Below are 5815 nucleotides of genomic sequence, written 5' to 3'. Positions count from 1 at the left end.
TATTTGTTACGTCACTAGAAATATATCTTTCTTTATCTATCTTAACATAGTTTTGTTTTTTCTCGCCGACCTACTTAATGTTTTAGTTACTGCTATTTTTTCTAAGGTACTTGGCGCGCTTTGAAGGGTACTTGAGACGCGATAGACGGCAATATGCTTGGATTAAAACTGTTTATTCCTCAAATCTCGCCTTCCCATCCCCCGAACCAAGGCGCGCCAGAGCGAATTATTGTCCCCCTTGGTTCGGGGAGTGGGGAGAAGCGGCCTGATTTTAACCGTATTGGGATAGAGGGCAAATCTCGCTACTATTTCAAGGCTCAACCCCTAAAATAAAATTCTCCCGCGCCAAAAGTTAGATTTCGGCGCGGGAGGGCAGGAATAGAGCTAAATGGCTCGTTTATTCCTCGTAGATGCGGCACTCAGCAGCGTCAGGATTGTCGTCGCAAAATTTTTCAAAAGAATTCTTAGGTTTGACTTGCTTTTGGTGGGAAGCTTCTGCTTGCAGTTCTTCAACTGCGTCCCACGCCGCCGCGCATTCCCCGGAAGTGGCGCCCTTGAGGTCACAGACGGTACGAGCGCTTTCTAGTTCTTCTTCAATTTTTTCTTGGATGTTGCCTGCGGGTGTTGTTGTCATAAAGCTTGTTGGTATGAATGTGTAGGAGAATATGGTGGTCCCCGACCTATTTCTAGGTAATGTTAGCACGCCCCTGGGTTTAGTGAGCTTGTTCGGCTAACGGCACATCCTTAACCCAAATAAAGATGTTTAACCGTTAACGACAGAGCAAGGGACTAGCTAAGCAGCCGCTTGGTGTCATCACTCAAAAAACTTAGACCTCTAGAGTCTTAGGCTGGTCAAGTAAAACTGAAGTTTTAGGCCAGAAGCCCAGTCACTTTAGTGTTGAGTCGTTGACTGTCACCTTATTAACTAAGAAAGGTTTTCTTTTTGGATGTTTGTTTGGGTTGGATTTGCTGTTTCGGTATGGCGACCCCAGCTAATAATAGCTTGAGATGCGCTGCTGTTGCAGCAGCCCAGATAGAAACCATCCATAAGTATGATGCAGTAGCCGTCTCTACTCCCTGCTTTACTAGCCCGTAGGCGGGTTCTAGTCCACAGGCATCAATGTAGGTCGAGCCAACCTTACTTTTGATGAAAACATTACACGAGGTTGGTGTGTCAAACTGTATTGAGCTTTATCTTTTAAGATTTAGCTGAACACGGCATTTCACACTTAACAAATTAAGGGGACTCTCATGTTAACTTATGTTAACACAAGAACGGCGATCGAGGGGAATCGATCGCCCAAGAATACCGTCCCCCCGACGGCAAGTTCCGGTTAGCCTAATGTCTAGAGATAGTTTTATAGAGAAGTTTGCCTTATGTACACCGAAAACCAAATGCAATGGGTCAGCGCCTTATCAACCCGTCCGTCTTTGGAATCCGCCCTCAAAGAAGTTATAGAACAAGCCGATCGCGACCTAGAAGGCCCGGCGGATTTAGCGCTGATATTTATCTCGTCTGCCTTTGCCAGCGAGTATTCTCGCCTGATGCCTTTACTCCGAGAACTGCTGCCAGTGCCCGCGATCCTGGGCTGCGGCGGGGGAGGAGTCATCGGCACCAACCGGGGCGGCCTCACCGAAGAAGTCGAGGGTTCTCCCGCAGTCAGCCTGAGTCTGGCGCGCTTGCCGGGAGTGAATGTCAGAACTTTTCACGTCGGTGCAGAAGAACTGCCGGACTTAGACAGCCCCCCGGATACTTGGGTGGATCTCTTGGGCGTGCCGGCCCAGGAAGAACCGCAGTTCATCATCTTGGCGGACCCCTTTTCGGCAAAAATTAACGATTTGCTGCAAGGACTAGATTATGCCTATCCGGGGGCGGCGAAGGTAGGGGGGCTCGCCGGGGGGGACGGTGCGGGCAGGGGCGCGGCGCTGTTTTGCGACTATCAGCTTTACCGAGAAGGGACGGTTGGGGTAGCTTTGAGCGGCAATATAGTTTTGGAAACGATCGTAGCTCAAGGCTGCAGGCCGATCGGGCATCCTTATCGCGTGACGGAAGGAGAACGCAATATTTTGCTGAAACTCGAAGAACAAACCGACGATACCGGCAGCGGGGGCATCGAGCGATCGCCCTTAGAGGCTTTGCGAGAGTTAGTTCAAACTTTAAGCGAAGAAGACCGAGAATTAGCCCAGCACTCGTTATTTGTAGGCTTAGTCAGCGATGAATTCAAACTCAAATTAGAGCCGGGAGATTTTTTAATCCGCAATCTGTTGGGGGTAGATCCGAAAGTGGGAGCAATTGCGATCGGCGATCGAGTCCGTCCCGGACAGCGCATCCAATTTCACCTGCGCGACGCCCGCACCTCCGCAGAAGACCTAGAAATGCTGCTCGATCGCTATCAGCGGGCTGCCGAGTACAGCGGTACATCCAGCGCCGGCGCCTTGATGTTCTCTTGTCTGGGGCGCGGTGAAGGGCTTTACGGCCAGTCGAACTTTGACTCTCGACTGTTCGGCCGATACCTCAAAAACATCCCGCTGAGCGGCTTTTTCTGCAACGGCGAAATCGGCCCCGTTGGCGGCAGCACATTTTTGCACGGCTACACCTCCGTATTCGGGATTTGCCGCCAAAATTCATAATTTGTGAACTGTTGAGTGTTGACAAATGACTGTTGACTGTTGACGGATCACTGTTAACTGTTAACAATTGAAGATCTAAAATCTAAAATCGATCCACTGATGACCAATAAATAAAAGCGGCAGTCGCCTGCCGCTTTTAGCTGTGAGTAGATATTTGGGAACCTTAGAAACTAAAGGTAGTACGCAGGAGTCCGACCCAGATATCCTTGTTTTCCTCGTTGTGTTCGGGATTCATAATCACGTAAACGCCCGGTGTCACTGAGATAAAGTCATTGACTTGGAAGCGATAGAAACCCTCTAAGTGATAAGAGGTGTTGCGGTTTCTGGCGACATCACTCTCAGTAACTTTTGGCGGTACACCGAAGACAAAACCTAGGAGGTTGCCTTGCCGGCCAAAATCTGCCAGGGCCAAAGTGATAGCACCATTCTGGATGGTAGCGTCATTGCCGCCCCCCCGCAGTTGCTCAGCCTTCGTATAACCGTACCAACCGCCAATCTGAAAGCGACGGCTGGGTTTGAAGTTAACTTGCACGCCATAGTTATCTGCTTGAGTGGTTGCTTGACCGAAGGGTCGGTTAGCCAAGGCACTGCCCGTACCGCCCATGATGCCAACATCGCCTGCCCGATTGTATTTGTGGGTGTAAGTGAAGGCCAAATCAAACGGTCTGCTAAAAAAGCCTATCTGACCCAGAGCGCTGAAAGAACCGTCGAAAACGCCCCTGCCGTCTGCTGGGTTGGGAGCGTCGCTGTCGCCCGCGAGATAGCCCGCGGTAGCTCGCAGGGCGCCCAAGTTGAAAGTCAAACTTCCGCCAGCTCCCTGCGGCCCGCGGAATACGGCCGGGTTGCGAACTCCAAATCTGGAAATAGCACCAGTACCCGTAGAGTTAAAGGGTGTTACCGTATCTGCAATTTCATCCAGGTCAAGTCCTTTAGGACCGACAAAGACTGTAGCAGGACCGACCGGGAAACGATAGTACAGTTCGTCTAGTGTGAATTGGCTACCCTCCTCGCCGTCAAAGGCCAAGCGAGCCATGTTAGTGCCGGTAGCGGTTGATGCTCCGTAGTTGGCGACGTTGACTGCTTGCAAGCGGGTTCTGAGCAAGTCTCGACCGGTGAAGCTTGTCAATAAGTTCAAGCGCACCCGGTAGCCGAAGTTGGTGACAGTTTGGTCGTCGCGATCGCGGATATGATTGCCGTTGGCGTCACGAGCTTGTATAGGATCTCCGAAGGTGTCGCTGACGGCAAAAATGGCTTCTCCAGCCAGTTTGGTTGTGGTGGAGAACTGGTTTGCTTCGAGTTCTGCAGTGCGAGCTTCTAGGCCGTCTACTCGTCCGCGCAGGGTAGCGAGTTCGGCTGCAAATTCTTCTTGCAGGCGTTGCAGGATGGCTAAGTCATCTTTGGTAACTAAGTTACCTGTTGACCCAATTAGCTGGGTTATCTGGTCTAAGCAAGCGTTGACGCCCGCTGCAAATTCGTAGCGAGTCAGGGCGCGGTTGCCGCGGTAGGTGCCGTCGGGATAACCTACGATACAACTGTAGCGTTCGACTAGGGATTGCAGGGCTTGGAATGCCCAATCTGTCGGTCGCACGTCAGAAAGCTGAGTGACTGATGTCACCTGGGACATGGTTCCGGATGGTTGGGCCGGCAGCGCTTGGGGAGCCACAGGGACGATGGGGCCGCCCATTCCGGCGGGCACTGTCTGAGCAATTTCTACCTTAGTAGCTGGGGTAGTAGCTGGGGTAGTAGCTGGGGTGCTGGCGACTGCTGGCACTTCAATTTTGCCAGCGGTGTCTGTCGGGCTGATTTGCACTGCCAAGTCTGATGCTTGGGGCGAGGATTCGGCTGTACCTGCTGCTGCTAGGGGTTCAGTCGCTGCTGCGGCGCTGGTCGGAGCGCTTGGGGCTGCTAACTCGATGTCGCTCCCTGTTGTTTGCGGTGTTGTTTGCAGTGCTGCTTCGCTGGTTTCTGGTTCGATTGAGGCGAGTTTTTCAGCGTCTGCTTCTTTGACGACCGGGGTTTGGGCCGCTTCGACACTGCTGTTTAAAGCCAGCTTTTCTGGAGCAGCAGGGGCTGCTGCAACTGGTTCTGCAACTATTTCTCCAACTATTTCTGCAATTTTTGACTCAGATGACTGAGCTGTAGTTAGCTGGTTGGCTTCAGCGGTTGCTGGAGCTTCTGCGGCGATCGCAGTGGCACTCATGACTGATGATAGCCCCAGAATTGCCGGGGATACTAGCAGTAAATTCCAAAAAGTTCTGTTCATTTTCCTCACACCTTCACACTCTATTCAACTCGACGACCAGCAATTCCCAACTGCTAATTTTTGTGGTTGCTTGCCTGTTGACAATAACTGCCAAAATAGAACCTATCCATAACTGTTGATTCACAGTAGGCGTGTCTACTTCTGCTTGAACGTAGGGGGCTGAGCCCTTATACCGCCCAGGCATCAATTCAGGTCAAGCCCACATTACATTACAGTTGATTATACCATCACGTGCTAATTTCATCTCTCGATCGCCCGACTTGCTTGAGTTGCTCTGCGGACGATCGACAACTGGTTCTACGGGTTCGACCACAATCTGCCTCTAACTGACAACTGCCCAGAGTCCTCGGTTACGCCAGACTTAACAGACAGTTATAGGTAGGATTGTGGCTGCTTGTCGCATCCCTTATACAGCTTTATATCCTATACTGTCAAGCTTTTTAACCTAACTTTAAACCTCGCGACCCGACAGGGGCTATTTTCCCGCCATGAGTGGGGAACTGAGAGCTAAAAGCTGGTAGATTTACCCGATCCAAACCAAAGTTCAGGCTTGACCAATTTTGGTTTTTTGATGCCCGCTGCCGTCGGGACTTGCCAGGGCGATCGCCGTTTTAGAGACTAACCGTCGGCGGGTTTAATTTCCCGCTATTTTAACACAACTTTTTTGTTGTTTGAGTGCGACTGCAACTGGTGGTGCTTGACCCGCTGTTGCCCCAGGGAAAGCTCACTTGCTTGACAGACCAAGTATGCCCAAGATTCCTAGCGGTTTTAACGATATTTTTACCTACGGACGATCGCAGGAGTTTAGTGCTAATAAGCTGATACGCAGCTAGATTGTATAATATAAATATAGAATAAGCGCTCATTAGTTATAATGTATGCCAGCCAAAAACCATCTATCTCAAGATCAAAAACAGAGAC

At 50.8% G+C, this 5815-nt stretch carries 3 protein-coding genes; 1 reads left to right on the top strand and 2 read right to left on the bottom strand.

Annotated features, from left to right (window positions below; all coding sequences use genetic code 11):
* Positions 1 to 397: 397 nt before the first annotated feature.
* Positions 398 to 634 (bottom strand): Calvin cycle protein CP12, encoded by a 237-nt coding sequence (locus QUB33_RS28460; protein ID WP_190662788.1) that lies wholly within the window; start codon positions 632 to 634, stop codon positions 398 to 400.
* Between the two features lie 743 nt (positions 635 to 1377).
* Here QUB33_RS28460 and QUB33_RS28455 point away from each other — a divergent pair.
* The gene (locus tag QUB33_RS28455) at positions 1378 to 2631 is read left to right on the top strand and encodes an FIST N-terminal domain-containing protein (protein WP_333357688.1); all 1254 of its coding nucleotides are present in this window, start codon (positions 1378 to 1380) and stop codon (positions 2629 to 2631) included.
* Positions 2632 to 2794: 163 nt separating this feature from the next.
* On the opposite strand, the gene QUB33_RS28450 is transcribed toward QUB33_RS28455, so the two are convergent.
* Positions 2795 to 4894 carry an iron uptake porin gene (locus QUB33_RS28450; protein ID WP_333357685.1) on the bottom strand — a complete coding sequence of 700 codons (2100 nt, stop codon included), beginning with the start codon at positions 4892 to 4894 and terminating at the stop codon, positions 2795 to 2797.
* Between the last annotated feature and the right edge of the window lie 921 nt (positions 4895 to 5815).

The organism is Microcoleus sp. B3-A4 (genome assembly GCF_036705385.1).
Classification (GTDB): domain Bacteria; phylum Cyanobacteriota; class Cyanobacteriia; order Cyanobacteriales; family Microcoleaceae; genus Microcoleus.
This window is presented reverse-complemented; position numbering and strand designations above follow the sequence as displayed.

Bases quoted from the DNA above. Each gene is read 5' to 3' on its own strand.
- QUB33_RS28460 (WP_190662788.1), bottom strand. From the start codon at position 634: ATGACAACAACACCCGCAGGCAACATCCAAGAAAAAATTGAAGAAGAA.
- QUB33_RS28455 (WP_333357688.1), top strand. From the start codon at position 1,378: ATGTACACCGAAAACCAAATGCAATGGGTCAGCGCCTTATCAACCCGT.
- QUB33_RS28450 (WP_333357685.1), bottom strand. From the start codon at position 4,894: ATGAACAGAACTTTTTGGAATTTACTGCTAGTATCCCCGGCAATTCTG.